General features: G+C 73.9%; 17 protein-coding genes. 10 read left to right on the top strand and 7 right to left on the bottom strand.

The features are described from left to right. Positions 1 to 182 precede the first annotated feature (182 nt). Both ACFYW1_RS24300 and ACFYW1_RS24295 read left to right on the top strand, forming a co-directional pair. Positions 183 to 794, top strand: coding sequence for a TetR/AcrR family transcriptional regulator (locus tag ACFYW1_RS24300; RefSeq protein WP_388996885.1), 612 nt, complete (start codon positions 183 to 185; stop codon positions 792 to 794). A gap of 83 nt (positions 795 to 877) precedes the next feature. Then, positions 878 to 2581, top strand: a complete 1704-nt coding sequence (locus ACFYW1_RS24295) for an acyl-CoA dehydrogenase family protein (RefSeq protein WP_388996882.1) — start codon at positions 878 to 880, stop codon at positions 2579 to 2581. 90 nt (positions 2582 to 2671) lie between these two features. On the opposite strand, the gene ACFYW1_RS24290 is transcribed toward ACFYW1_RS24295, so the two are convergent. After that, positions 2672 to 3784 (bottom strand): XdhC family protein, encoded by a 1113-nt coding sequence (locus ACFYW1_RS24290; protein WP_388996880.1) that lies wholly within the window; start codon positions 3782 to 3784, stop codon positions 2672 to 2674. Positions 3785 to 3922: 138 nt separating this feature from the next. Then, positions 3923 to 4222: a DUF1876 domain-containing protein gene (locus tag ACFYW1_RS24285; RefSeq protein WP_356935589.1), complete on the bottom strand. Its 300-nt coding sequence runs from the start codon at positions 4220 to 4222 to the stop codon at positions 3923 to 3925. Positions 4223 to 4477: 255 nt separating this feature from the next. Here ACFYW1_RS24285 and ACFYW1_RS24280 point away from each other — a divergent pair, with 255 nt between their 5' ends. The 3 genes from ACFYW1_RS24280 (at position 4478) to ACFYW1_RS24270 (ending at position 8583) form a co-directional block, all read left to right on the top strand. After that, positions 4478 to 5308 (top strand): PP2C family protein-serine/threonine phosphatase, encoded by an 831-nt coding sequence (locus ACFYW1_RS24280; RefSeq protein WP_388996876.1) that lies wholly within the window; start codon positions 4478 to 4480, stop codon positions 5306 to 5308. Between the two features lie 68 nt (positions 5309 to 5376). After that, positions 5377 to 6372: an MASE1 domain-containing protein gene (locus ACFYW1_RS24275; RefSeq protein WP_388996874.1), complete on the top strand. Its 996-nt coding sequence runs from the start codon at positions 5377 to 5379 to the stop codon at positions 6370 to 6372. A gap of 717 nt (positions 6373 to 7089) precedes the next feature. Further along, a complete protein-coding gene (locus ACFYW1_RS24270; RefSeq protein ID WP_388996871.1) occupies positions 7090 to 8583 on the top strand; it encodes an exopolysaccharide biosynthesis polyprenyl glycosylphosphotransferase in 1494 nt (497 codons plus the stop codon). A 57-nt stretch (positions 8584 to 8640) separates the two neighbouring features. On the opposite strand, the gene ACFYW1_RS24265 is transcribed toward ACFYW1_RS24270, so the two are convergent. Next, on the bottom strand, positions 8641 to 9627 hold the full coding sequence (locus tag ACFYW1_RS24265) for a GDP-L-fucose synthase family protein (protein WP_388996868.1): 987 nt from the start codon (positions 9625 to 9627) through the stop codon (positions 8641 to 8643). A 129-nt stretch (positions 9628 to 9756) separates the two neighbouring features. Between ACFYW1_RS24265 and gmd the strand changes: the two genes are divergently transcribed. The 4 genes from gmd to ACFYW1_RS24245 all read left to right on the top strand — a co-directional run bounded on the left by gmd (position 9757) and on the right by ACFYW1_RS24245 (position 14956). Beyond that, entirely contained in the window at positions 9757 to 10770 is a 1014-nt protein-coding gene (gmd, locus tag ACFYW1_RS24260) for a GDP-mannose 4,6-dehydratase (protein ID WP_388996865.1), read from the top strand. Positions 10771 to 11178: 408 nt separating this feature from the next. Further along, positions 11179 to 13440: a LamG-like jellyroll fold domain-containing protein gene (locus ACFYW1_RS24255; RefSeq protein ID WP_388996862.1), complete on the top strand. Its 2262-nt coding sequence runs from the start codon at positions 11179 to 11181 to the stop codon at positions 13438 to 13440. Beyond that, a complete protein-coding gene (locus ACFYW1_RS24250; protein WP_388996859.1) occupies positions 13437 to 14132 on the top strand; it encodes a hypothetical protein in 696 nt (231 codons plus the stop codon). Before ACFYW1_RS24255 ends, ACFYW1_RS24250 begins: the two co-directional genes overlap by 4 nt. Beyond that, positions 14129 to 14956 carry a glycosyltransferase family 2 protein gene (locus ACFYW1_RS24245; protein ID WP_388996857.1) on the top strand — a complete coding sequence of 276 codons (828 nt, stop codon included), beginning with the start codon at positions 14129 to 14131 and terminating at the stop codon, positions 14954 to 14956. The genes ACFYW1_RS24250 and ACFYW1_RS24245 overlap by 4 nt, the downstream gene beginning before the upstream one ends. A 4-nt stretch (positions 14957 to 14960) precedes the next feature. On the opposite strand, the gene ACFYW1_RS24240 is transcribed toward ACFYW1_RS24245, so the two are convergent. Then, positions 14961 to 16118: a glycosyltransferase gene (locus tag ACFYW1_RS24240; protein ID WP_388996854.1), complete on the bottom strand. Its 1158-nt coding sequence runs from the start codon at positions 16116 to 16118 to the stop codon at positions 14961 to 14963. 105 nt (positions 16119 to 16223) lie between these two features. Here ACFYW1_RS24240 and ACFYW1_RS24235 point away from each other — a divergent pair, with 105 nt between their 5' ends. Continuing rightward, a complete protein-coding gene (locus ACFYW1_RS24235; protein WP_388996851.1) occupies positions 16224 to 17735 on the top strand; it encodes a hypothetical protein in 1512 nt (503 codons plus the stop codon). Here the strand turns inward: ACFYW1_RS24235 and ACFYW1_RS24230 are convergent. From ACFYW1_RS24230 to ACFYW1_RS24220, 3 genes are read right to left on the bottom strand one after another with little or no spacing between them, the layout of a single operon-like run. Beyond that, a complete protein-coding gene (locus ACFYW1_RS24230; protein WP_388996848.1) occupies positions 17695 to 18948 on the bottom strand; it encodes a hypothetical protein in 1254 nt (417 codons plus the stop codon). The genes ACFYW1_RS24235 and ACFYW1_RS24230 overlap by 41 nt on opposite strands. Then, on the bottom strand, positions 18945 to 20633 hold the full coding sequence (locus ACFYW1_RS24225; protein WP_388996845.1) for a lipopolysaccharide biosynthesis protein: 1689 nt from the start codon (positions 20631 to 20633) through the stop codon (positions 18945 to 18947). Before ACFYW1_RS24225 ends, ACFYW1_RS24230 begins: the two co-directional genes overlap by 4 nt. Beyond that, positions 20630 to 21895 (bottom strand): glycosyltransferase, encoded by a 1266-nt coding sequence (locus tag ACFYW1_RS24220; RefSeq protein WP_388996842.1) that lies wholly within the window; start codon positions 21893 to 21895, stop codon positions 20630 to 20632. Before ACFYW1_RS24220 ends, ACFYW1_RS24225 begins: the two co-directional genes overlap by 4 nt. Positions 21896 to 21942 lie beyond the last annotated feature (47 nt).

The raw sequence follows: 21942 nt of genomic DNA, 5'->3' as shown, positions 1-21942 counted from the left end.
GGGTGAACCGGGGCCGAAATGTGAGGGGCGCCCCCGTGGCACACCGGTGCCGGGCCCCCGAGGGGCTCCCGCCGGGCCGGGGCGGTGTCCGCTTCCTCTCACCCGCCGCGGAACCATTGCGTCGAGGGGGGCGACAGTGGTTGAGTGGAGAGTTGAAGATATGAATCGAGGTTCAGATCATCGTGGCCTACCGACCCACCGCCCGTACGGAGGCGACCCGGCTCGCGCACCGCGAGCGGCTGCTCGACGCGGCTCGGCAGCTGCTGGCCGAGGGCGGCTACGCCGCCGCCAGTGTGTCCGCGCTCGCCCGGCGGGCCGACGTCTCCACCGGCAGCGTGTACAACCACTTCGCCTCCAAGCAGGATCTGCTGGCCGCGGTCTTCCGGCACGTCGCGGGCCACGAGCTCGACGCGGTGCGCAGGGCCGTACGGGCCCGGGAGGGGGTCGCCGAGCAGTTGCGCGCCCTCGTCGAGGTCTTCTCGTACCGTGCTCTGCGTGCTCCCCGTACGGCCTGGGCGCTGCTGGCGGAACCGGTCGACCCGCTCGTCGAGGAGGAGCGGCTGACCTACCGGCGCGGCTATCACGACCTCGCCGAGACGATCATCGTCGCCGGTGTCGATTCGGGTGAACTGCCCGCCCAGGACGCCCGGTTGTCGGCCGCCGCCGTGATCGGCGCGATCGGTGAGGCGCTGATCGGCCCGCTGTCGCCGGTCGGCCCGCGGACCGACCCGGCACCGGTAGTGGAGGGCATCACGATGCTGTGCCTCAGGGCGGTCGGCGCCGGGAGCGCCTGAGCGCCCGCCGGACGGCCACCCCCGGTCGGCTCCGGACCCGGACCGACCGCCGCCCACCCCCGTCGACCCAGGACAGGACCGCCATGACCGTCACCGCGCACCGGACCGGCCCCGGGGCCACGGCCCCCGCGCCGCACCCCACCCACGAGGTCACCAACCAGGCTCCGCCCAGGACCGGTCTCGACGAGTACGGCACCAATCAGCCGCTCGTCGAGGCCGTCCGCGCCTTCGGTGCCGCCCGGCACGAACCGGAGCTGCACGAGATCGGCACGCTGGTCGGCTCCGAGCGGTTCCAGACCGACGCGGAGCTGGCCCACACCTCCCCGCCCGTCCTGCGCACCCACGACCGCTACGGCCACCGCGTCGACGAGATCGAGTTCCACCCCGCGTACCACGAGATCATCGGCGCGGCCGTCGCGCACGGCACGCACACGGCGGGCTGGGCCGACCCGAAGCCCGGCGCGGCGGTGGGGCGGGCGGCCTCGTTCATGCTGTTCGCCCAGGTCGAGCCCGGTCACGCCTGCCCGATGTCCATGTCGCACGCCGTGGTCCCGGTCCTGCAGCGCGATCCGGACGTGGGGCGGGACTGGCTGCCGGGGCTGCTGAGCCGTTCGTACGACCCCCGCACGATCGCCCCGGGCGAGAAGTCCGGGCTCACCTTCGGCATGGGGATGACGGAGAAGCAGGGCGGCTCCGACGTCCGCGCCAACACCACCCGGGCCGTCCCGTCGGCCTCCGACCCCGGGGGCCGGGCCCATCTGCTGACCGGCCACAAGTGGTTCTTCTCCGCCCCGCAGTCGGACGCCTTCCTGGTCCTGGCCCAGGCGGAGGCCGGGCTCACCTGCTTCCTCGTGCCGCGGGTGCTGCCCGACGGGACCCGCAACACCATCCGCGTCCAGCGGCTGAAGAACAAGCTCGGCAACAAGTCGAACGCCTCGTCCGAGGTGGAGTTCGACGGCACCTGGGCGGTGCGGGTCGGCGAGCCGGGCCGCGGTGTGCCGACCATCATCGAGATGGTCAACCACACCCGGCTGGACTGCGTGCTCGGCACCACCGCGGGCATGCGCCAGTCGGTGTCCGAGGCGATCTGGCACGCCCGGCACCGCAGCGCCTTCGGCGCCCGGCTGGCCGACCAGCCGGCCATGGCGGCGGTCCTGGCCGACCTGGCGCTGGAGACGGAGGCGGCGACCTGGATCTCGCTGCGTCTGGCGCACGCCTACGAGAGCGACAGCGGCGAGTCCGAGGTGATGTTCCGCCGGCTGGCCACCGCCGTGTCGAAGTACTGGATCTGCAAGCGCGGCCCGCACCACGCCTACGAGGCGCTGGAGTGCCTGGGCGGCAACGGCTACACCGAGGACTGGCCGCTGGCCCGCCGCTACCGCGAGCAGCCGGTGATGGCGGTGTGGGAGGGGTCCGGCAACGTCATCGCCCTCGACGTGCTCCGGGGCATCGCCAGGACCCCGCACTCGCTGGACGCCTTCTGGGCGGAGCTGGACACCACGGCGGGCGCCAGTGCCGTGCTGGACGCGCATGTGCGCCGGGTGCGCCGGGAGCTCGCGGACGACCTGGGCGACCCGCTCGCCGCGCAGACCCGGGCCCGGGCCACCGTCGAGGGCATGGCACTGGCCCTGCAGGCGTCGCTGATGCTCCGGCACGCCCCCTCGGCGTCGGCCGAGGCGTTCGTCGCCGCCCGGCTCGGCGAGGGCCGCGGCCACCAGTACGGCATCCTGCCGCGCGGCACCGACGCGGCGGCGATCGTGGAACGGCACTTCGGCGCCGCCGGCTGATCCGCGGGCGCTCCCCCGGTGCCCGGCGGGCACGGCCCGGGCCACGCCCGCCGGGGACGGCCGGGTGCCGTGGGCGGCCCGGGCCTGCGGTCATCCGGGCCCGGGGCGCGGCCGGTGGATCGCCCCGGCGGTGTCCGAGAGCGGGAGGCCGGTGCCGCCCCAGCGCAGGGCGACGATCTCCGCCGCGATCGAGACGGCGACCTCTTCCGGCGTACGGGCGCCCAGGTCCAGGCCGACGGGCGAGCGCAGCCGCGCCAGTTCGGCCTCGCCCAGCCCGGCCCCGCGCAGCCGGGCGAGCCGGTCCTCGTGGGTCCGCCGGCTGCCCATCGCCCCGATGTACGCGGCCGGGGCGCGCAGCGCCACCTCCAGCAGCGGGACGTCGAACTTGGGGTCGTGGGTGAGCACGCACACCACGGTCCGCCCGTCGGTCTGCGTGCCGCTCAGGTACCGGTGCGGCCAGTCGACGACGACCTCCGCGCCGGTCGGGAAGCGGCGCGGGTCGGCGAACACCGGGCGGGCGTCGCAGACGGTGACCCGGTAGCCGAGGAACGCGCCGATCCGGGCCGTCGCCGCCGCGAAGTCGATCGCGCCGAAGACCAGCATCCGGGGCGGCGGGGCGAACGACTGGAGGAACACGGCGACGTCGTCCTCGCGCCGTTCGCCGTGCGGGCCGTAGTGCCGCAGGCCCGTGGCGCCCAGGGCGAGTTCCCCGCGCGCGTCGGCGGTCACGGCGGCGTCCAGGCCGCTCGCGCCCAGCGTCCCCGTCACGGTGTCCGGCCGGACCGCGAGGCAGGCGCCGCGCGGGGCCGGCCCGTCCGCCACGGTGGCCACCACCACCGGCCGGTCACCGGCGACCGCCTCGGCGGCCTCGCCGAAGGCCGGGTCGCGCGCCGCCGTCACGGGGCGCACCAGGAGGGTGATCTCCCCTCCGCAGGTGAGCCCGACGGCGAAGGCGTCCTCGTCGCCGTACCCGAAGGTCTCCAGCCGGGCCCGGCCGGTCTCCACGGCCTCCTTCGCCAGTTCGAGGACCGCGCCCTCGACGCAGCCGCCGGAGACGCTGCCCACGACCTCGCCGCCCGGCCCCACGGCCATCGCCGCGCCGGGGCCGCGCGGCGCGCTGCGGCCGACCGCGACGACGGTGGCGAGCCCGAACGGCTCCCCGGCGGCGTACCAGCGGGCGAGCGCCGGGAGGATCTCACGCATCGGCCGCCCCTCCCCGCTCCGGCGCCGCCACCGGCCGTTCCGGAGCGGCGCGGCCGTGTCCCCGCGCGGCGGGCAGGGGGAGGCGGCCCCGCGCCGCGCACGGCCGCGGGGCGTCCGGGCCCTGGGGCCGCCCCGGGCTCAGCCCGTGGTGTCGGACCATGCGTACGGCGGGGAGACGGGTCCGCTCGCGGGCCCGGCCCCGACGTCCTCCAGGTCCTTGTCGGCGGCCCTCATCAGCTGTGCGGCGACGTCCTTCATGGCGCGGCTCGCCGCGAGTTCGTCGCCGATGGCGGGCACGTCCACGTCCTGCGGATTGCAGCGGGCGACCCCGTGGCCGGTGAGCTTCGCGGCGCCGGTGTCCAGCACCGCCTCGGCCCTGGTCGTCCCGTCGTCCTCGGTCAGGCCGAGGCGGAGCCGCCACTCCAGTGTGCGGGTCATCGCGCACCTCCCTGCGACCGCGTCCGGTCCGGTGCACCGCCTCGACGCGGTCCTGTCACCAGGATCCACCCGTGCCGGTGCGTTCGCCCGTTCCCGCTCGCCCTGCGCGGATCGCGCCTCCGCCGTAGGATGCAGGGAACCGAAATCCGCCGGAGACGGGCGACGGCGCCGGTCCGGCGATGCCCCGGAGGGCCCTGCGGCAGTACCCGTGCCGCGCCTCGCGCCCCGCGGACGAGACGCAGGGGGGAGCGGCCCATGAACCGGCGTCGTCCGCCCCGTTCGGCCAGCGCCCAGGAGCTGCTCACCACATTGCAGCAGCTGACCTCCCGGGCGCGCCGCGAGGTGGAGCTGCACCAGGCCCGGGTGGAACTGGCGGAGGCCCTCCAGCGGGAGATGCTGCCCGCCTCGCTGCCCGCCCGGCCGGGGCTCCAGACCGCCGCCCGGTACACCCCGGCCCGCAGCGGGCTGGACATCGGCGGCGACTGGTACGACGGCTTCGTGCTGCCGGACGGCGCGCTGGCGTTCGCCATCGGGGACGTGCAGGGTCACGACGTCGAGGCGGCCGCGTTCATGGGCCAGATCCGCGTCGCCATGCGGGCCATCGCCGCCACCGAGGCGGACCCCGGCGAGATCGTGGGCCGGACCAACGATCTGCTCGTGTCGGTGGACTCCGGTCTCTTCGCGACCTGTACGTTCGTCCGCCTCGACCCGAAGGCGCGGGAGCTGCACAGCGCCCGCGCCGGGCACGTCGCGGCGGTGTGGGCCACGGCCGACGGGCACTTCGGCATCACCCATGACGAGGGCGGTCTGCCGCTGGGCGTCCAGCCGGGCGAGCGCTACCCGGTCACCCGGCGGCGGCTGGCGGGCTCCGGGGCGTTCGTGCTGCTCACCGACGGGGTGGTGGAGGGGCCCTCGTTCCCGATCGACCAGGGGCTGGACACGGTGGCCCGACTGGTGCGCTCACGGGTGCGCGCCGACGCCGGGGAACTGGCCGACGCTGTCCTGGGGGCCGCGGAGCAGACCGGGCACCAGGACGACGCCGCCGTTCTCGTGCTCCGGCACGGGGGCGTTCCCGGCCGGAAGTGAGGCCCGGACCCGCCGGGCCGCGCGTGTCAGACGGCCGCCACCCGTCCGGCCGGTGTCTGATGAGATGTGTGATCCGCAGCGAGAGAACCGGACGTGCGGCCGCGGCCGCACTGCGCAACCTGGCCGTCGCCGCTGCCTACTACGCGGCCGGAGGGCTCGGTCTGATCCAGGAGGTGGCCGTCCACGGCGCGGTCGTCACCCCACTGTGGCCGCCCACCGGCATCGCGCTGGGCGCCCTGCTCTGCCTGGGCCCGGGGGTCTGGCCCGGCATCGCGCTGGGCTCGCTCCTCGTGGTCGCCACGCTCAGCGGCTCGGTCACGCCCTCCACCTTCGTCGTCGTGGCAGGCAACACCCTGGCCCCCCTCTGCTCGTACCTCATACTGCGCAGGGCCGGTTTCCGCAGGGAACTGGACCGGCTGCGCGACGGTGTCGTGCTCGTCTTCCTCGGCGCGCTGGGCGGGATGGTGATCAGCGCGACCGTGGGCACGGGCATGCTGGTGCTGGACGACAAGCTGCCCCCGGACGGGTTCTGGCCGGTCTGGGCGGCGTGGTGGTCGGGGGACGCGATGGGCGTCCTGGTGGTCACTCCCCTGCTGCTCGTGCTGCGCCGGGCACGGATGCCACGGGCCACCGACCGGTGGATCGAGGCGGGGGCGCTGCTGGTCGTCTCCGTCGCGGTGGCGCTGCCGGCGACCAGGAGCTCGCTGTCGCTGATCTACCTGGTGTTTCCCCTGCTCATCTGGGCGGCCCTGCGCTTCCAGTTGGCGGGCAGCGCGCCCTGCGCCCTCCTGGTGTCGGTCCTGGCCGTCGTGGCGGGCACGGAGGGAGTGGGTCCGTTCAAGGGCCGGAGCATCCTGCACGTGATGGTCGAACTCACCGTGCTCAACGGCTGCGTGGCCCTGACCGCGCTCCTGCTCGCGGCGGTGGTGACCGAGCAGAACAACATCCGGTCCAGGATCGAGCGGGCCTGCGAGGAGCTGGCCGAGGTGGTCGACCATCTGGCGCCCGGGCGGGGCACGGCCGCCTGGCCGCCCCGGTCCGGGAACGAACTCGACAGCCGCTGACCCGGCGCGCCGGCCCGGCGCGCACCCGACGACCGCACGCCCCGGACGCCCCGCGCCCGGGGCGTCGGTACGCACGGGTATGGCCGCGCGCCGGGAACGCCCCAGGAGCACGCGGCCCCCAACACGGGCGCACGGACCCGGGCGCGGGTGCGGACACCGGCGCACGGACCCGATCGCACATGGCGAAACGATCCGGCCATCGGCCGCCCCCGTCCACCCCTCCCGGTGGCCCCGCGCCCCGGGGCGGCACCCACTCCCACGGCCGCGGCAGAGCCACGGCATATGCCGCCACCATGCCCTGAACGTGAGATTCCGGCCCCGTTCTTTGTCGGGGCGTCACCTCGCGCCCGTTCATTCGTTTGTTGGCCGGGGAAGGTCTCCCGGCACCGCGCGGTCGCGGACGAACCTGGTGGACGGGCCACGCAGTCGATGGCGTACATGTCCGCACACAACCCGATTCAGGTGCCTTCCAAATGCCAACAGTCACCCACAGATCACAAGATCCGGCGCGGAACGGGACGAGACCCGAGTCAGTGCGCATGTCTGAACTTCACGAGAACTCCAGCGAAATGGCACGTCTGTGGATATCGTGCACCGAGCGAGGGCGCATCCGTCAGTCCACGGGATCGGCGGATGCGTCCCGTTTGTGGCGATGCAACTGTGACTGGGGGGTTCATGGGGCATGTCGAGCTACCCGATTCGGATCGATCAGGACTCGTGGGGCTGGCGGGGGCGCCGCGCCCGCGTTCCGTTCCGAACCGGCCTCGCGGCAATGGACGTGACGAATTGTGGAGGGCGCCGGTCGTACCGCACGACCCCTGCGGGCCGACCGCGGCGAAGCGGAGGGCGGTCCGGTTCCCGCCGGTCGTCGTCGGCGCCGAGCTGCTGGGACTCGGGGTTCCGGCCTGGTTCGTCCTGTGGAGCGGCGGGCAGCCGCGCAGTGTGTTCGCCGCCGTCGCGGCCGCACTGGTGTGGCTCGTCGTACGGTCCGCGCGCGGCCGGTACGCGCAACGGCCGCCGAAGATATCCGGCGCCGCCGGCGACTGGCTGCTGCTCATAGGCGCGCTCGCCGTGCTGCGGACCGTGACCGGTGGTTCGACCGATCCCCGGACGGCCGTCGTGGCCCTGCTGCCCGGTCTGCTGGTGGGCTGCGCGGCGCAGGCGGCGCGGCGGCTGCCGTGGCCGGGGCGCCGTGAGCGGGCGGTCCGGCGGGTGCTGGTCGTCGGCGAGGCCGCCGGGGTGGAACGGGTCGTCCGTTCGCTCGCGTCCCGTGCGGGTCATCCGTACGCGGTCGTGGCCGCGATACCGGTGGGCGGCGCGCCGCTGGAGTGCGGGGTGCCGGTGCCGGGCCGGCTCGCACCGGAACCGGCCGACGACGACGTGTCCACGGTGCTGGGCGGGGCCTTCGCCCAGGACGCCGACCTGGCACTGGTGGTGCCGGGACCGCAGCTCTCCGAGGAACGGCTGCGCCGGCTCTTCTGGGGCCTGCACGACGGCGGACTCTCGCTGTCCGTGCTGTCGGGGCTCTCCGGCGTCGCGGCCGGCCGGGTCCGGCCCGTCGCCGCGGCCGGACTCACCCTGCTGCATGTCGCACCGCCCCTGCGCCGGGGTCCGCAGCCGTTCCTCAAGGCCGTCGTGGACCGCGTCGGCGCCGCCCTCGGTCTGCTGGTGCTGGCCCCCCTGCTGCTGCTGATCGGAGCGGCGGTGCGGATCGCCTCCGACGGGCCGGTGTTCCACCGCCAGACCAGGCAGGGCCGGCACAACCGGCCGTTCACGATGTGGAAGTTCCGGACCATGGTGGTGGACGCCGAGCGCCACCGGACCCGACTGGTCGCGGCGAACGAGATCGACGGCCCGATGTTCAAGATGCGCCGCGATCCCCGGGTGACCCGGATCGGGCGCCTGTTGCGCCGCACCTCCCTCGACGAATTACCGCAACTGCTCAACGTGTTGCGCGGCGACATGTCGCTGGTCGGCCCGCGGCCGCCGCTCCCGGAGGAGGTCTCCCGCTACGACGAGCGCGAGTTGCGGCGGCTCGCGGTGAAACCCGGGCTGACCGGTCTGTGGCAGGTCAGCGGCCGTTCGGACCTGTCCTGGCAGGAGACGGTCTCGCTCGACCTGTGGTACGTCGACAACTGGTCGGTGGCCACGGACATGGGGCTCATGGCCCGTACGCTGCGCGCCGTCACCGACGGCCGCGGGGCGTACTGAGGGCGGCGGCCGTCGATGCGGAACGGCGAGGAACGCGACCACCGGACACGGCCCGGCTCAGCCCCGCGCGTCCTGCCGCTCCAGCCACCACGCGTAGGTGCCGGAGATGCCCTCGCGCAGCCCGATCCGCGGTGCGAAGCCGAGCGCGTTGAGCCGGGAGACGTCCAGCAGCTTGCGGGGGGTGCCGTCGGGCTTCGTCGCGTCCCACCCGATCCTTCCCGGATAGCCCGTCACTTCCTTTACCAGCAAGGCGAGTTCACTGATCGTCAGGTCCTCGCCGCAGCCGATGTTGACCGGTTCGTCGCCGTCGTAGCGCTCCAGCAGCAGAAGGCACGCGGCGGCCAGGTCGTCCACGTGCAGGAATTCGCGGCGGGGGCTTCCGGAGCCCCAGAGCGTGACCTCGGGCACACCGTCCCGGCGCGCCTCGTGGAAGCGGCGGATCAGCGCGGGCAGGACGTGCGAGGTCTCCGGGTCGAAGTTGTCGCCCGGCCCGTAGAGGTTGGTGGGCATGGCACTGATGTACGAGGCGCCGTACTGCCGCCGGTAGGACCGGGTCTGCACGACCCCGGCGATCTTGGCCAGCGCGTACGCCTCGTTGGTCGGCTCCAACGGGCCGGTGAGCAGGGCGCTCTCGGGGATCGGCTGCGGGGCGAGCCGGGGATAGATGCAGGACGAGCCGAGGAAGAGCAGCCGCTCGACACCGGCCGCGTGCGCCCCGGGGACGACACTCAGCTGGATGTGCAGGTTGTCCTCCAGGAACTGCACCGGGTACGTGCTGTTGGCCATGATCCCGCCGACCCTGGCGGCGGCCAGCACCACGGCGTCCGGACGGGTCTCCCGCAGGAAGGTCCCGGTCCGCTCGGCGTCGCGCAGGTCGAGGCGGTCGCGGTCGCGGGTGATCACCTCGTACCCCTGGGCGGCGAGGCGGCGCACCACCGCCGAGCCGACCAGACCCCGGTGTCCCGCGACGAACACACGGGCGCCGGACCGCAGGAGGAGGGGGTGGACGGATTCCTGGGGAGAGCCGGGGAGATCAGTCGTCATGGCCCGGATTCTGCCAGCAGCCGCGGCCCGCGGTGACGTTGTGCCGCAGATCGCCCGAATCCGATGTTTCGGTGAGAAATTCCCGGCGGGGAACAACAGCCTCCCGGCCGACCACAGATAGGGGGAGACGTGGCGAAGACCGCGCTCATCACCGGCGTGACCGGACAGGACGGTTCGTACCTGTCCGAGTTGTTGCTCGACAAGGGGTACACGGTCCATGGACTGATACGCCGCTCGTCGAGCTTCAACACCGAGCGCATAGACCACATCTACCAGGGCCCGGAGGAGGAGAACCGCACGTTCGTCCTGCACCACGCCGACCTCGCCGACGGGGTCGCGCTGGTGAACCTGCTGCGCGACATCCGGCCGGACGAGGTCTACAACCTGGGCGCGCAGTCGCATGTGCGCGTCTCGTTCGACGCGCCGCTGTACACGGGTGACATCACCGGGCTCGGCACCATCCGGCTGCTGGAGGCGGTCCGGGCGAGCGGCATCGACACCCGGATCTACCAGGCGTCGTCGTCGGAGATGTTCGGCGCCACCCCGCCCCCGCAGAACGAGAAGACCCCGTTCCACCCGCGCAGCCCGTACAGTGTCGCGAAGGTCTACTCGTACTGGGCGACGGTCAACTACCGTGAGGCGTACGGGATGTTCGCGGTCAACGGGATCCTCTTCAACCACGAGTCGCCGCGGCGCGGCGAGACCTTCGTGACCCGGAAGATCACCCGCGGGGTGGCCAGGATCAAGGCGGGTCTGCAGACCCGTCTCCATCTGGGCAACCTCGACGCCGTGCGCGACTGGGGCTACGCGCCCGAGTACGTCGACGCGATGTGGCGGATGCTCCAGTGCGACGAACCGGACGACTACGTGGTGGCCACCGGCGAGGGCGTGAGCGTCCGGCAGTTCCTGGAGTACGCCTTCGCGCACGCGGGCCTGGACTGGCGCGAGCACGTCCGCTACGACGCCAAGTACGAGCGTCCCAGCGAGGTCGACGCGCTGATCGGGGACGCCACGAAGGCCGAGGAACTGCTCGGCTGGAAACCGGCCGTGCGCTCGCGGGAGCTCGCCAGGATCATGGTCGAGGCGGACATCCGCCAGCTGTCCGACCAACTCGCCGGGGCCTCCGTGCGGGTGGACCGATGAAGGAGCTTCGCGCATCCGGCGCCCGCCCCCGGACCGGGCCGGTGCACCACCGCGCGGCCCGGGCGGCGGTGCCGGGAATCGTGGGGGGGGGGGGGGGGGGGGGGCGGGGGCGGCGCGGGGGGGGCGGGGGGGGGGGGGGGGCGGGGGGGGGGGGGCGGCGGGGGCGCGGGCGGGGGCGGCCGCGCCGCCCCCCCCCGCGGGCGGGGGGGGGGGGGGGGGGGGCCGCGGCCCGCCCCCCCCCCCCCCCCCCCCCCCCCCCCCCCCCCCGGGGGCCGGGGCGGTCCGCCCCGGCCATGGCCATGTGCCCGCCCCCACCGGAAGCGGGACGCTCCTCCGTCCCCGCCGCCGGCGGGGCGGGGCGACCAGCGCGGCCCCCGGGCCGCGGACCGTTCTCACCTTCGGAGCCGAATGATGAAACCGATCACGGGGCGCAGACCCCTCGCGGGGGGCCGGACGCGTGCGGCGGCCGCGGCCCTCTGTCTGCTCGCCGGAGCACTGACCGCCGCCGCGTCCGGGGGCGGCCCGGCCGCGGCCCTCACCCCGCCGGTCGCCCTGACCGCGGACGACCTCACCACCTGGCAGACCAACGGCATCGTCTGGTCGCTGGCCGCTTCGGACGCCGGTGTCGTCTACGCCGGCGGCACCTTCTCCACGGTCCGGCCGCCGGACGCCGCGCCCGGCACCTCGGAGCAGCCCGCGGTGAACTTCGCCGCGTTCGACGCCGCGACGGGCGCGCCGACCGGGTGCAGCCTGTCGTTCACGGTCTCGTCGGGGACCGCGACCGTGCGTTCCCTGGTGCTCTCGCCGGACCAGAAGACCCTCTACGCCGGTGGGCGGTTCGGGTCGGTGAACGGGGTCGGGGTGAGCAACATCGCCGCGATCGACGTCGCGACCTGCGCCCCGCGCCAGGACTTCAAGTTCGCCGTGTCCGCGACGGTGCGGGCCCTCGCCGTCACCGCCGACACCGTCTATCTGGGCGGCGACTTCACCAGCGTCGCGGGGCAGGCCCGGAAGATGTTCGCCGCGGTCACCACGGCGGGCGCGCTGAAGCCGTGGAAGGCCGACGCGGACGAGGTGGGCCGGGCCGTGGAGCTGACGCCCGACCGCAAGCACGTCCTGCTCGGCGGTGACTTCTTCACCGTCAACGGCACCACCTCGCACGCGCTGGCGGTGGTGGACGCCACGAGCGGGGCCGTGAAGAAGAGCTACCCGGCCGGTTTCATTCCCAACACCTCGACGGTGCAGGACCTCACCACGGACACCACCGGCTTCTACACCGCCAACGAGGGCACCGGGGGCGGTGTGTTCGACGGCCGGATCGCGCTGGACCTCGATGACTTCGAGCAGCGCTGGCGGGACACCTGCCTGGGCGCCACCCAGGCCGTCCTGGTGCACAAGGGCGTGCTGTACAGCGGGAGTCACGCGCACGACTGCGCCAGCATGGGCGAGTTCCCCAACCAGCCGCGCAAGCACCTGCTGGCCCAGTCCGTCGACGACCCGAAACTGCTCCCCTGGTTCCCGGACACCAACGACGGGATCGGGGAACCGGTCGGGCCCCGGGTGATGGCGCAGGCCGACAAGGGCGGCCACCACTACCTGTGGGTCGGCGGCGAATTCACCACCGTCAACGGCTCCGCCCAGCAGGGCCTGACCCGGTTCGCCGACGGTCCCGACACCGGGGCCCCGTGGGTGCCCAACGTCAGCCTGTCCACGGTCTCGCCGGGCAAGGTGGAGGTCAACTGGCAGACCAGTTTCGACACCGACGACGGGGAACTCACCTACCGCGTCTACAAGGACGGGGCGAGCACCCCGGTGCACACCACGACGGGGTACTCGCTGTTCTGGGACCGGCCGCAGCTGCGGTGGACCGATACGGACGTGGCCCCGGGCGAGACCCACTCGTACCGGATCAGCGCGAGCGACGGCACCAACACCAGCGCCAAGTCGGCCGCCGTGTCCGCCACCGTGACGTCCGCGGCCGAGAAGTACCCCGCCAAGGTGCTGGCCGACGGCGCCTCGCTCTACTGGCGGTACGACGAGGGCTCCTCGACCTTCGCCGGTGACACCGGCCCGGGGCTGGACAACGGGTTCCTGCGCAACTCCCCCGCCTACCGCCGCACCCCGGCCGCCGTCGCGGGCCCGTCGACCGCGATCGGCTTCAACGGCTCGAACCAGTACGCGTACAGCAACCGGCGCCATTCGCAGCCGGCCAGGTTCTCGGTGGAGACCTGGATCAGAACCACGACCGCCAAGGGGGGCAGGATCATCGGCTTCTCCAATCTGACCATGCAGAACAGCACCCAGTACGACAAGCACGTGTACATGCGTGACGACGGCCGGCTGGTCTTCGGGGTGAAGAGCGGCAGCGTCCGGACCGTCACCACGCCCTCCGCCTACAACAACGGCGCCTGGCACCACGTGGTCGCCACGCAGGGCCCCGGCGGCATGGCGCTGTACGTGGACGGACAGCTCCGCGCCTCGTCCGCCCTGTACACCGGCAACGAGAAGTACGACGGCTACTGGCGGGTCGGCGGGGACAACCTGAACGGCTGGCCGAGCAGGCCGACGAGCAACTTCTTCGCCGGGCAGGTCGACGAGACCGCCGTCTATCCGACCGCGCTGAGCAGTGCGCAGGTCGGTGCCCACTACGCGCTGAGGACGGGTGGATGAGGTATCCGTTGTTCCGGGCCGGTGCCGTCGCCGTACTCGCGGCGGTGCTGGCCGCCTGCGGCTCGTCCTCACCGGACCGGGAGGCGGACCGGGTGGCCGGGCCCGCGGCGGACCGGGCGCCGCTCACGGCCCCGTCGTCCGGTCCCGGCACCACCGCGTCCGGCACCCCCTCCGCCCCGCGGACGGGCGAACCGCCGAAGCTGCCCACCGATCGGCTCACCCCGGCCACCGGCTCCTTCACCAAGGAGCAGAAGAAGTACCTGACCGACCGGGTGCCCCGGGGCATGGACCCGGCGGCCGTGCTCCAGACCGGCCAGGAGACCTGCGACAGGCTGGGCTACCTGGTGAAGGCCGACCGGGACGTGGCGGTCGGCGCGATCGTGACGGGTGAGATCCCCGACGCGCGGCCCGCCGTGGAGAACCTCTGCACCCGGCACCGGGACCTGCTGCGGGAGGCCGACCGGGGGTACGCGGACGGCACGTACGAGGGCGCCGCGGTCCGGCCCGGCCGCTACCGCAGCGTCTCCCCCACCGGGAACTGCAGCTGGCGGATCGCCGGTGCGGACGGCCGGAACCTGGCCTCGGGCTCGGCCCCCGCCGGGAAGCGGAGCGGGATCACCGTCCCCGCCTCGGCCCGCGCCTTCACCTCGACCGGCTGCTACGCCTGGCTGCCCGAAGGAGGTTCCCGATGAACAAGCTGCCGATAGCCGTGGTGATCCCCACGAAGAACGAGGGCCTCAACATCGCCGAGGCGGTGAAGTCGGTGCTCGGCCACTTCGAGGCGGTCGTCGTCGTCGACTCGCACAGCACGGACGACACGGTGAAGATCGCCGAGGAGTGCGGGGCCGAGGTGGTCACGTACACCTGGGACGGCGGGCATCCCCGCAAGAAGCAGTGGTGTCTGGACCACGTCCGCACGGACCTGGACTGGATCCTGCTGCTCGACGGGGACGAGCGGATCGGCCCCGGTCTGCTGGCCGAGCTGCGGCAGGTCTTCTCCGCCCCCGGCGGGCCCGGGGCGGCCGCGTACGACATCCCGCTCGGTTACTGGTTCTCCGGGAAGCGGCTGCGGCACGGCTACACCATCCGCAAACGGTCGCTGACCGACCGGACCCGCTGCCGGTACCCGGAGGTGGGCGACCTCGACGCGCCGGGCATCGGCGAGGTCGAGGGGCACTACCAGCCCGTCGCCGAGTCGGTCGGCACCCTGCGCCATCCGATCGAGCACCAGGACCTCGACCCGGTCACCGCCTGGTTCGAGCGGCACAACCGCTACTCCGACTGGGAGGCGTGGCTGGAGCACCACCCCGAGGTGAAGGAGCAGGTGCGGAGGGTGAAGTCGCGCCAGGGGCAGCTGTTCCACAAGGCGCCGTTCAAGCCGCTGGTGTCGTTCGCGTACATGTACGTGTACCGGCGGGGGTTCCTCGACGGGCGGGCCGGGCTCGACTTCGCCCTGGCGATGAGCTTCTACCGTTGGCAGATCGGTCTCAAGTCCCGTGAGGGAAGGGTGGTCTGACGCATCAGGCTCTCCGGCGGACCACGTCCTCGTAGGTCCGCCGGAGGGTGCCGGTCACGGCCTCGATGGTGAAGTCCGCGTTGACGAGGTCCCAGGCCGCCCGGCCGGCCCGTTCGTTGGCCTCGGGTTCGAGGAGTTCCAGTACGGCGTCGGCCACCCCGCGCGCGTTCCTCGCGTCCTGGCCGACCCGGCTGTCGATCACCCGGCCCGCTCCCGCCCGTGCCACGTCGGGGGCGAGACCGCAGGTGCGGGTGACGACCACGGGGGTGCCGACCGACATCGCCTCCAGGACGGACACGCCCAGGGGTTCCTCGATCGACGGCAGCACGTACACATCGGCCTGCCGTCCCGCGGCCAGGACCGCTTCGTGGTCGAGCGGCCCCACGTGGTCGAGCGAGTCCGTCACCCCCAGCCCGCGGGCGAGTTCGAGGGTGCCGCGCAGGGCGCCGGTGTCGGGCCCGGCCAGCACGAAGCGGGCGTCGGGGTGGCGGGCCAGGACCGCGGGCATCGCGGCGACGAAGTCCTGCGGGCGCTTGCGTTCCTGGATGCGGGCCAGGAAGAGCACCGTGGGCGGCCGGCCCGGCTTCCGGGCGGGCTTGCGTTCCTGCGGGCGCACCCCGTTGACCAGCCGGACGGTGCGGGTCAGCGGCACCGGTGCGGCGACGGCGTTCACATCGAGGCGTTCCGTCTCGGTCAGGTGCAGTACGGCGTCGGCGCGGCGCAGCACCGTGCGCACCCCGAGGAGATCGGTCACCTGGGCGACCCGGTTCTCGGTGGGGTCCACCATGCCGTGGGTCTGGACGACCAGCGGGGTGCGGGTGGCCAGGGCGAGCAGTGCGGCGGGCAGGGTCACCAGGTCGCGCATCAGGTGCACATGGACCAGGTCGGCCCCGCGCATCATGCGGCGGGCGGTGCGCAGGAGCGCCCCGGAGGTGATGCCGCTGACCTCGAACACGGGAAGCAGGTGGCGGGCCCGGAAGAGGTGCGCCGGCACCCCCTCGACCTCGCGCGGCAGCGGTCCGTCGAAACCGTCGCCCAGGGCCATGATCCGGGCGTCGTCGCCCGCGGCCCGCTGCACCTTCGACAGGTTGAGCGCCACCCGCGTCGGACCGCCGAAGGCGTGGTCCGGAGTGTGGAGCGTGACGACGTGCAGGATCTTCACCAGGGTTCCCCTCGCCCTCGGCCGACCCCGCCAGACTAGTCAGCCGAACCGCCCCAAGTGGGTTGATTCGTTAGAGTGTTCACAGGCCCACGGAACGGGGAGCGCATGACGTCCGTGCACGAGGCGGAACCGTCCGCGCCCGTACCGGGGCACGGTCCGCGCGAACCGGTCCGGCCGCCGTCCGAGCCCATGTCGTGGGCGATGCTGTCGCGGGCGCTGGCCGTGCCGCTGATCCTCGGCCTGGTGTGCTTCCTGCCCGCGGTGATCGCCGCCCAGCCCGGTTCGGGCGTCCGGGACAACGCGTACTGGCTCCAGTTGGTGCTGACCTGCTACGCGGGGGCCCGGCTCGCGACGATGGTCCTGTCCACCCGGCGGCGGCTGTTGCAGGGCATCTTCTGGATGTTCGTGTACATCGCGATGGGGGTGGCGCCGTTCGCGCAGGCGGTGATCGGGCAGACGCCCACCCCGGTGGTGGGGCCGCGGGGGGATCTGGTGACGGCCGTGGCGCTGGTCCTGGTGGGCTGTGCCGCGTTCGACCTCGGGGCGCTGCTGGCGAACCGGCGACCGCTGCGCCGGCGGGCCGCGCGCTCGGGGACCGGTCCGGCCACCGTGCACCGGATGCGGCTCAGGGTGCTGGTGCTGCTGGCCTTCGCGGCGAGCGGCTACTACGTCATGAAGGTGGGCGGCCCCGCCGTCTTCTTCACCAGCCGCCAGGAGATCAGTGCCTCGGTCGCGGCCAGCGGGGTGGTGTCGGAGGGGTCCAATGTGGGGTCGGCCTTCCTCAAGGGCTTCGGCACGGTGCCCGCGCTGCTGGGGCTGCTCTTCTGCACGCGCCGGCTGGTGACGTCGCGCCGGGCCCGTCGTTCCCCGTCGACGGTGCTGGCCTGGGGTGCGTTGTTGCTCCTCAACGTCGTCGTCAACAACCCCGTCTCCAACGCCCGTTACTGGTTCCTGACGGTCCTGGTCTCGCTCCTGTTCACCGCGTTCCCGAGCAGTTCGGCGATGTACCGCTCGGTGCTGGCTCTGGGGGTGGTGGGGGCGCTGGTGGTGTTCCCGTACGCGGACCGGTTCCGCTACGACGGCGACGGGTACCGGCCGGTGGAGTCGTCGTCGGTGTTCGAGCCGCTGGCCACCAAGGACTACGACCAGACGGTGATGTTCGCCAACGCCATCACCTGGGTCGACACCCGCGGTCACACCTATGGGCGCCAAATGGCGGGCTCCGCACTGTTCTTCGTGCCCCGGTCGGTGTGGGACGGCAAGCCCGAGGACACCGGGGTGCGCGTCGGCCAGTGGATGGGGATGCGGATGACCAACCTGTCGGCGCCGTTGTGGGCCGAGCTCTGGGTCGACTTCGGCGGGCCGGGCATGGCCGGTGCCTTCGCCCTGGCCGGGTACGCCGCCGCCCGCACCGACCGGCGCTACGCGCGCGCCGTCTCCCGGGACGGGCCGGGGCCGGGCAGTGTGGTGGCCGTCGCCGTGCCGCTGCTCGCCGGGTACACCTTCATCCTGTTGCGCGGGCCGCTGTTGCAGTCCGTCGGGAAGCTCGCCGTCGCGGCGCTCTGTCTGCTGCTGGTCACGAGCTTCCGGGAGCGGGGCGAGCGGCGTCCGCGCTGACGGGCGGCCGGTCCGGCGCGGTGCGGCGCCCCAGCCGGGCCACCCGGGTCCAGGTGGCCACCGCCTTGCAGACGGAGCCCAGGCACAGGCCCCAGGCGGCGCCCGGCACCCCGCCGAGCGCGTATCCGCCGATGAGGAGGGCGACGGCGGTGAGCGAGAAGACCACCTGGACGGGAAGGGTGGTGCGGGGGTCGAGCATCCGCAGGGCCAGCAGCCCGCAGGTGCCGACGGCCATCGCCGCGTACTGGCTGCCGGTCGCCGGGAGCAGGGCGGCGGCCGTGGGCCAGGTGTCGCCGAGCAGCCGGCGGCCGACGCCGTCGGGCAGCAGGGCCAGTGCGGTGGCCCAGGCGGCGGCCGTGGCGGCCAGGACGGCGGCGAGCACCGCGGCGGCCCGGGTCCGGCGGCGGGCGGAGGGGATGCGGCCCAGCAGCGGCGGGCCGAATCCGGTGGCCGAGGTGAACAGCACGTTCAGCGGCCCGAAGAGGGTGGTGGCGCCGCGCAGTGCGCCGACCACCAGGGGGTTGCCGACCGCGCCGAGTCCGAGGACGGAGAGCTGGGCGGTGGCGTTGCCCACCCCGAACTCCACGACGAAGCGCCGCCCCAGGTGGTCGCGGCGCAGCAGGCTTCCCGGGCGCGGGGGCGCACTGGCCGTCCGGCGGCGCAGCAGTACGGCCGACAGCAGCAGGGCCGGGACCGCGGACAGGCCCCACACGGCGACCAGCCGGGCGGCCGGGGTGCCGTGCGGCTGGGCGAGGAGCGCGCCCAGGGCGCAGCCGAGCCTGAGCAGGTCGCCGGTCAGCGCCAGGTGCGGCAGGTGCAGGGTGGAGAAGGCGTAGCGCAGGGCGTCCTGGCCCAGGACGACCGGCAGGACGAGTCCCAGTGCCGCCAGGGCCTGTGCGGTGGCGCCGGGCAGCGACAGGCAGACGGCGGCCGTCGGAACGCCGAGCGCCGCCGCCGCGAGCAGGGTGAAGGCGACCGCCGACCGGCAGGCGCCGCGCACCTCGTCGGCGTCGCCGCGGCGCAGCACCAGCGGCTGGCCGACGTAGGCCCCGAAGGACCCCAGCAGCACGGTGAAGACGAGGTAGACCGCCGAGAAGCGGGCGAAGTCGGCCACGGTGGACAGGCGGGCGGCCGTGACCAGCACCAGGATGTTGGTGAGCGCCGCCACGCCCTGGTCCGCGACCGAGCAGACGATCGCGGTGCGTGCCCTCATCCGTGTCCCGCGGTGGAGTCGAAGGTGCGCAGGCCCAGGGTCTCGGCGGGGTCACCGGTGTACTCCGGGCCGCTGCGGTCGTCGCCGCCGGGGCCCGGGGCCGAGCCGTGCCGGGCCGCCTTCGCGCGGCGCTTCTCGGCCTTCCTGAGGGCCCGGCGCTCGTAGCGGCCGCGGGCGGGGTGCAGCAGGGCCCCGAGCACGGAGCCGTCGGCCGCCTCGATGATCTCGCGGATCCGTTCCAGGTCGCTGCGGCGCACGTCGCGCGGGTCGCAGACCACGACGACGCCCTCCACCCGGTCCAGGAGCGCGACGGCGTCGGCGTAGGCCAGCACGGGCGGGGCGAGCACGATCACGACGGCGTCGGGCCGGTCGCCCTCGGCGATGATCCGCCCGACGGGGGGCGAGGTCAGGGCGCGGGGCACGTTGCCGGTGCGGCGGCCCGCTATCAGGGTGAAGGCGCCCGAACCCGGTACCTCCACGTTCATCCGGCTCTCCGAGGGCCAGGCCCGTTCGCCCTCCGCCGCCCACCGGGGCCGGACGCCCTGCACGGCGGGGCCCAGGTCCCCGGCCAGGGAGGGGGTGCGCAGGTCGGCCTCGACCAGGATGACGTCGCGTCCCATCTCGGCGAAGGCCGCGGCCAGGTTGACCGCGGCGGCGGCCGCCTCGGCGCCGGCCCCGCGCGGGGCCGTGACCAGGAGCCGGCGGCGCCGGGAGAACGACGGATCGTAGGCGAGCCGGAAGGCCACCGCCCGGTACTCCTCGGCGAGCCGGCTCCCGCCGCGTCCGACGGCGAGCAGTGTCCCGGCGGTGGCGCGTTCCCTGGGCAGGGTGCCGAGCAGGGGGGCGCCGAGCGAGCGGACCAGTTCGCGGGTGGAGCGCACGGCCGGGTCGAAGACCAGGCGCACCCAGGACAGGAGCAGCCCGAGCGCGAGGCCGACGACGCCGCCGAGTCCCAGCAGCAGGGGCAGTCCGGCGCCGGTGGGTTCGGTGGGGGCGGCGGGTTTCTTCGTCAGGTATCCGGGGGTGGTGTCCAGGGCGCGCAACTCGGAGATCTTCCGGGTGAGTTCGGAGATCGCGACCACGAGGTTGGCCCGTGCGCTGGTCACGTCGTTGCCGCCGGAGGTCTGTTCCGCCAGTTGGTCGCGCTGTTCGGTGAGGGGGGTCAGCTGGGCGCGGTAGCCCTGGACCATGTGGGCGATGCTGTTCTCGGTGCGCTGTCTGCGTATCTCCAGATAGGCGTCGGCCAGTGCCTGGGCCCGTCCCCTGGCCAGTGCGGGGGTGCGGCCGGTGTAGGCGAAGCGGAGCACGAGGGTGTTGGGCGGGTTGGTGACCTGGAGGCCGGAGAGCAGCGGTCCGACCTCCACCGGGTCGCCCTTCCGGGCCAGGACGACGGCTGCCAGGCTGCCCACGGTGTCGCTGACGGCGGTCTGCCGCTCGGAGCCGATGTTGATGCCCTTGTCGGCGGAGGCCCCGGCGGCGAAGGGGTCCGAGGTGGCGGAGCGCACGACGACCTCGCCCGTCGAGGTGTAGTTCTCCTCGCCGCTCAGGGCGAGCCAGCCGCCGCCGAGCAGACCGACGACCACGCCGGAGGCGAGCAGCGCCCGGTAGCGCAGGAGCTGGCGGAACTGGTCCCTCAGCAGCGCGGGTTCGTCCTGGTCCGCCAGGGCGCGGATCGGCTGGTTCATCGGCGTGGTCTCCCTTGTGTGTCCGCGAGGACCTCGGTGAGCAGCGCGTCGAAACGGGCCAGGCCCGCCTCCCGGCTCAGGTGGCGTGTGACGTACTGGGGTCCGTTGGCACCGAGCAGGTCCGCCTCGGCGGGTGCTTCGACGAGCTTGCGCACGGCCGACAGCAGGGCCGCCGGGTCCTCGGGGGCGACGAGGAGGCCGGCGCCGGACCGCTGGATCTCCTGCGCGGTGCCCCCGCCCGGGGCGACGGAGCCGACGACGGGGCGGCCCGAGACGAAGTACGAGGTGAGCTTGGACGGGACGCTCATGTCGAGCACGGACGCCCGCTGGGTCACCGCGAGCACGTCGGCGGCGGCGAGGACGTCGGTGAAGGTGTCCTCGTCGGCGGGCGGCAGGACGTCGAGGTTGCGCAGGCCCGCCGCGCGCCGCAGCAGTTCCTCGCGCTGGTTGCCGTCCCCCATCAGCACCACGCGGATCTCCGGGGCGAGCCGGGCCGCGTCGACGAGGACCTCCAGGCCCTGCTTGAGGCCCATGTTCCCGGAGTGCAGGACCACCGGGGTGCCCTCGCCCCAGCCCAGCCGGGCCCGGGTGGCGGCCCGGTCGGCCGAAGGGGCCCGCACGTGCGACCAGTTGGGCACGAGGCGGACGCGGTCCGGGTCCACCCCGTACGCGGTGACGCGGGGGACGAAGCTCTCGTGGATGACGCCGACGAGGGTCGCCGCGCGCAGCGCGTACCGTTCGGCGGCCGAGGCGACGGCGGCGGCCCTGCCCCCGCCCCGGATGCCGCTCTGTGCGGCGGCGGCACCCATCAGGTCCTGCACGACGGGTATGTACGGGACCCGGTGACGGCGGGCCAGCCGGGCGCCCACGACCCCGCCGGCGAGGCTGGGCAGCTGGGCGACCACGGCGTCCGGCGGACGCGTCGCGGGCGGGGAGAGCAGGGCGTGACCGAGTACGGTGGCCTCGAACAGCCCTCTGCGCAGGGCAGTCTGACGGGACGGCACATAATGTCTTCGCCGGTGCACCGTGACCCCGGCCCGTTCCTCGGTGACCCGCCACACTCCGCGGTACTCCGCGTCGGTCCGCCAGGACGGGTAGTGCGGCATGCCGGTCAGTACGTGGGTCTCGGCGCCGGAGCCGGCCCAGTGCTCGGCGAGTTGCGCGGCGTACGGGCCGATGCCGGTCAGTTCCGGCGCGTAGTTCGTCGAGACGACCAGCAGGGTGCGGCCCCCGAACGGCTCGTGATGATCTGCATCGGACATGGACGCCCGCCCTTCCCCCCGGAACAATCCGTGCTCCCCAAGGAACG

The sequence above is a fragment of the Streptomyces sp. NPDC002669 genome, from assembly GCF_042889165.1.
GTDB lineage: Bacteria > Actinomycetota > Actinomycetes > Streptomycetales > Streptomycetaceae > Streptomyces.
Note: the sequence above shows the minus strand (reverse complement) of the source record. Positions and strands in the feature narration are given on the sequence as shown.

What these genes read in the sequence shown, in the direction of transcription:
- ACFYW1_RS24285 (WP_356935589.1), bottom strand. Translation starts at nt 4,222, where the DNA reads ATGACCCGCACACTGGAGTGGCGGCTCCGCCTCGGCCTGACCGAGGAC.
- ACFYW1_RS24255 (WP_388996862.1), top strand. Translation starts at nt 11,179, where the DNA reads ATGATGAAACCGATCACGGGGCGCAGACCCCTCGCGGGGGGCCGGACG.
- ACFYW1_RS24290 (WP_388996880.1), bottom strand. Translation starts at nt 3,784, where the DNA reads ATGCGTGAGATCCTCCCGGCGCTCGCCCGCTGGTACGCCGCCGGGGAG.
- ACFYW1_RS24280 (WP_388996876.1), top strand. Translation starts at nt 4,478, where the DNA reads ATGAACCGGCGTCGTCCGCCCCGTTCGGCCAGCGCCCAGGAGCTGCTC.
- ACFYW1_RS24295 (WP_388996882.1), top strand. Translation starts at nt 878, where the DNA reads ATGACCGTCACCGCGCACCGGACCGGCCCCGGGGCCACGGCCCCCGCG.
- ACFYW1_RS24245 (WP_388996857.1), top strand. Translation starts at nt 14,129, where the DNA reads ATGAACAAGCTGCCGATAGCCGTGGTGATCCCCACGAAGAACGAGGGC.
- ACFYW1_RS24265 (WP_388996868.1), bottom strand. Translation starts at nt 9,627, where the DNA reads ATGACGACTGATCTCCCCGGCTCTCCCCAGGAATCCGTCCACCCCCTC.
- ACFYW1_RS24230 (WP_388996848.1), bottom strand. Translation starts at nt 18,948, where the DNA reads ATGAGGGCACGCACCGCGATCGTCTGCTCGGTCGCGGACCAGGGCGTG.
- ACFYW1_RS24235 (WP_388996851.1), top strand. Translation starts at nt 16,224, where the DNA reads ATGACGTCCGTGCACGAGGCGGAACCGTCCGCGCCCGTACCGGGGCAC.
- ACFYW1_RS24220 (WP_388996842.1), bottom strand. Translation starts at nt 21,895, where the DNA reads ATGTCCGATGCAGATCATCACGAGCCGTTCGGGGGCCGCACCCTGCTG.
- ACFYW1_RS24250 (WP_388996859.1), top strand. Translation starts at nt 13,437, where the DNA reads ATGAGGTATCCGTTGTTCCGGGCCGGTGCCGTCGCCGTACTCGCGGCG.
- ACFYW1_RS24225 (WP_388996845.1), bottom strand. Translation starts at nt 20,633, where the DNA reads ATGAACCAGCCGATCCGCGCCCTGGCGGACCAGGACGAACCCGCGCTG.